Raw genomic sequence first — 4,369 nt, 5'->3', positions numbered from 1 at the left:
ACGGTCGTAAACACCGTCCGAAGCGTCCGAAGCGTCCGGATAGAGCTGCGCGTCGGGATGAGCATCGGCGCATCCTGGCACGCGCCTGCGTCAGGAACGGACGGATGGCTCGACTACGTCAGAATCGTCCTGGTCTGCCAGCAGACGGCGGCAAAGGACGCCTGATGCTGCTGCTCAGGCCCAGCAGTCCCGACGTCGGAGCCGCCCCGACGATCACGAGAGGAACGCCGCCGAGGTCCATCACCGTCTCACCGATCTCGGCGCTTGGCGGATAAAGAACGGACGGTCCCACGATCCACGGAGAATGGGCCACATCCATCACCATGTCGCGCGTGGCCGTCCTAATCCGCACGGCATGGGGCCGGGCCGGCAGGAAACGGCATGTCGCCGGGCCGAGATCGGGACGGGGCAATACCACGCTGAGCAGGTTCTCGCCGACGCTGGGAACGCACATCGCCGTCTCGCGGATCGTTTCGGCAAAGCGCGTTTCGACCTCTTCGATGGTGCAGTTCAAGCCTCCCTCGCCGCGCAATGACGCGAAGCGCGCACGGAACGCCTCGGTCGAGAGGCGCGCCCCAATGCTGTGAAGCCGGAACTCCTGTCCCTTGGCCGGGCGGCGAGGCGAACGCCGCACCGTCGTGACGCCTTCCCGACGTTCGATCTCCATGACGATAGGCCGTGCGCCATGTCGCTGCCCCTGCCATCCGGCGAGGGTGAGGTATAGGCCGTGCTTATCGACCGCCGCGGAAGCCAACCCCTTGATCGCGTGTTCAAGATGGGCCGCGGCCTGGCCGATATCGCGAAGAACAGGCGCCGGGCCGAAACTCTTCGCGGGCCGCTTCCCGTCGGGGCCGCGAGGTATGGGGCCGCCCCATAGAGTCCCGGCGATCCAGTCATCCATCGGCACATCACCGACATAGGCGACGCCGGAATAGCCGATCGACACCAGCGCATCCCTGGCGCGGTAGACGATGGTCTTGTTGGACATGACGTCGTGGGGGGCAGGCCCCACCGTAACGAGACGGTCGCTGACCTGGACTACATAGATCGGGCACATGGCCGTGAGGACAAGCGTCATGGCGTTCGCCCCTTCAGCGACGACAGCGTCTCACTCCAGATAGTCACCCCGATGACGCTCCGCCTCCCCAGCCATGGGAATAGACGCCTGTCTTGATTTTGGCGGCGCAATCAGCGCCCACGCGCGCGGCGCCGTCATAGGACGATCAGCGGGGAGAGCGGATCGACACCCCGACCGTGCCTTGCGCGATGACGAGGCCGTCGGGGGTGCTGATGGTCGCCTCGACCACGGCCTTGCGGGCGTCGTGGAAGGTCACCCGGCCGACCGTCTCCAGCCGGGCGCAGTCCATCGGGGCGGCGTTGAGGAAGCGCATCGACAGGTCGGTGGTCAGCAGGGTCTGGCCGGGCTCGAGAATGGTCATGACGGCGCTGCCGCCCGCGACGTCCACCAGCGAGGCCAGGACCCCGCCGTGAACCAGACCCACGAAATTGGCGTGGCCGGGATCGAGATCGCAGACGATGCGGACCAGCCCTTCTTCGAACTCGACCGGCCAGGCGCCGAGCCGCTGCGGATAGCCGCCGACCGTGTCCGCCTTGCGCGCCCAGCGGCGCAGCAGTTCGAGGCCGGAAACGGTCGGGTCGAGCTCGAAGTCGACAGGCGCGACGACTCTGGCCGGAGCGGAGGTCACGCCGCGGCCCCTTGTATCCGGCGGGCGCCCGTGCGGGTCTGGAAGCGGGCGATGGCGGCGTCGTATTCGCCGGACAGCTGGTCGACGATCTTGCTGACCGGCTCGACGGCGCGGACGGCCTCAAGCCCCTGGCCGGCGGCCCAGATATCGCGCCAGCGCTTGGTCGAGCCGCCCGAGGTGTAGTTGCGGTCCGGGGCGGCGCCGAGGTTGTCGGGATCCTGGCCGGCGGCCAGCAGGCTGGGGCGCAGCCACGAGGCCGGGGTGCCGGTGACCGAGGCGGAGACGACCAGATCGTCGGGACCCGCGTCCACGACCATCTGCTTGTACTCCGGCTGGGCCATGCTCTCTTCGGAGGCCAGGAAGCGCGTCCCCATGTAGACGAAGTCCGCGCCCGCCGCGACGGCGCCGGCCACGCCCGCCCCATCGCCGATCCCGCCGCCGACCGCGATATAGCCGTCGAAGAAGTCGCGCACCGCCGAGATGAAGGCGAAGGGCGACAGGTGGCCGGTGTGGCCGCCGGCGCCGGCGCTGACGCAGGCCAGGCCGTCAACGCCCGCCTCGGCCGCCTTCTTCGCCAGCTTCATCGAGACGACGTCGGCGAAGACCAGGCCGCCGTAGCCCTTGACCGTCTCCATGACCGGCTTCGGAGATCCGAGGGCGGTGATCACGACCGGCGGCTTGTATTCGGCGATCAGGCGCAGGTCCTCAGGGAGCCGGGCGTTGGTCGAGTGGGTGATCATGTTGGCGATCCACGGGGCGTCGCCCGGCTTCAGCGCGTCGGTGATCGTGCCCATCCACGCATCCAGGTCCTCGACCGTGCGGCAGTTGGGGGTGGGGAAGGCCCCGCCCACGCCGGCCCTGCAGGCGGCGATGACCAGTTCCGGCCCGCTGATCAGGAACATGGGCGCCGCGAATACGGGCAGGCGCAGGGTGTCGAAGGGGGAGGTCATGCGGACAGGGTCTCGGTGGTGACGCGTTGGCGCAGATCCCGCTTGAGGATCTTGCCGACTGGATTGCGGGGGAGGGCCTCGATGGTCTCGAGGCGTTCGATCTGCTTGTAGACGGCGACCTGGCGGTCGCCGGTCAGGAAGGCGTTGATCTCGGCCAGGGTCGCTTGCTGGCCGGGACGGAAGACGACGAAGGCCGCGAGCCGCTCGCCCAGATTGGGATCCGGTGCGCCGACGACGGCGGCCTCGGCGACGGCGGGGTGGGCCATCAGGTGGTTCTCGATCTCCTCGGAGGAGATGTTCATGCCGCCGCGGATGATGATGTCCTTCAGCCGGCCGACGAATTTCAGGTGCTGCCTGCGGTCGCCGGCCAGCTCGAACAGGTCGCCGGTGCGGAACCAGCCGTCGGCGTCGAAGGCGCGGGCGTTGATCTCGGGCGCGCGCCAGTAGCCGGAGAAGATGGTGGCGCCCTTGACCCGCAGCTCGCCGGGCAGGCCGGCGTCGGTGATCTCCTGTTCGGTCTCGGGATCGACCAGGCGGGTGAAGATGCGGTCGTGCAGCTTGCAGGCCCATGTGAAGCCCTCGCCGAGGCGGGGGAACAGGCTGGCGCGGTCGGCGGCCTCGGGCAGGTCCTTCAGCGCCGACGGGAAGGAGGCCCCCTCGTTGGAGCCGAAATAGTTGACGATCTGGACCCCGTATTTTTCGTGGAAGGTCCGCACCATCCACTCCGACAGGGGCGCTGAGCCCGAGCCGATGGACTTCAGCCGCTTGAAGTCGATGCCCTCCAGCAGGGCTTCGTTCTGGAGGAGCAGGTTCAGCACGGCGGGCGGGGCGACGGTGTAGTCGATCCTCTCGTCGCGCATCTGTTTGAGCAGGACCTGCAGGTCGAACGGATGGTGCTGGATCAGCACCCCGCCGAGCAGCAGCCAGCCGATGAAGGCGGTGGAGATGCCGCCCATGTTGACCATCGGGAAGGGGTTCAGCAGGCGCGCGCCGGGGGCCAGGTCGGCGGCGTCGATGACGCCGTCGCCCATGATGATCCATTCGTTGTGGCTGCGCGGCACGCCCTTGGGCTGGGCCTCGGTGCCGGAGGTCCAGCAGATGGTGACGATGTCATCGGCGGTGATGGCCGCAGCCTTCGCCGCCTTCTGCGCGGCCTTGTGCTGGTCGCGGGTGACGCCGTCCATCAAGGGCTCGAGGTCGAGACCGCCCTCGGGGCAGGTCTGGCCCAGGACGAAGACGGTCTTCAGGGTCGGGCAGGTCGCCTTGAGGCCGACGATCATCTCGCCGTGCATCTGCTTGCCGATGCGGTCGTTGGTGATGGCGGCGACGGCGTCGGTCTGGCCGATGATGTAGCCCAGCTCGTGCTCGCGGTACTGGACCGGGGCGGGGCTGACGATGATCCCCAGCCGCAGGCAGGCCAGGTAGCTGATGGTCAGCTCGGCGATGTTGGGCAGCTGGACCACGACCACGTCGTCCTTGCGGATTCCATGGGCGGTCAGGACGGCGCAGAGGCGATCGACCGCGTCGGCGGTCTGGCGCCAGGTCAGGCGCTCGGCGGTCCCGCCGACGAAGTCCGGGGCGTTGAACGGATCGACCAGGGCCTCCGTGTCCGGATGGGCCTTCACATGCTTCTGGAACAGGTCGTCCAGGGTGACGTCGCCCCACCAGCCACGGGCCTTCATCTCGCGGATGCGGTGTTCGGGAATGACGATC

General features: G+C 68.4%; 4 protein-coding genes. All 4 read right to left on the bottom strand.

Annotated elements, in window-relative coordinates; translation table 11 throughout:
• Nucleotides 1-118: 118 nt before the first annotated feature.
• Entirely contained in the window at nt 119-1,078 is a 960-nt protein-coding gene (locus Q0C81_RS01750) for a hypothetical protein (protein WP_291832694.1), read from the bottom strand.
• Between the two features lie 145 nt (nt 1,079-1,223).
• Nucleotides 1,224-1,706 (bottom strand): PaaI family thioesterase, encoded by a 483-nt coding sequence (locus tag Q0C81_RS01745; RefSeq protein ID WP_291832691.1) that lies wholly within the window; start codon nt 1,704-1,706, stop codon nt 1,224-1,226.
• Nucleotides 1,703-2,656 (bottom strand): nitronate monooxygenase, encoded by a 954-nt coding sequence (locus tag Q0C81_RS01740; RefSeq protein ID WP_291832688.1) that lies wholly within the window; start codon nt 2,654-2,656, stop codon nt 1,703-1,705. The genes Q0C81_RS01745 and Q0C81_RS01740 overlap by 4 nt, the downstream gene beginning before the upstream one ends.
• Nucleotides 2,653-4,369, bottom strand: a 1,717-nt coding sequence (locus Q0C81_RS01735) for a class I adenylate-forming enzyme family protein (protein WP_367117961.1), incomplete at its 5' end; no start/stop codon positions are given. The genes Q0C81_RS01740 and Q0C81_RS01735, both read right to left, overlap by 4 nt.

Source organism: Brevundimonas sp., assembly GCF_023259385.1.
Classification (GTDB): Bacteria; Pseudomonadota; Alphaproteobacteria; order Caulobacterales; family Caulobacteraceae; genus Brevundimonas.
Note: the sequence above shows the minus strand (reverse complement) of the source record. Positions and strands in the feature narration are given on the sequence as shown.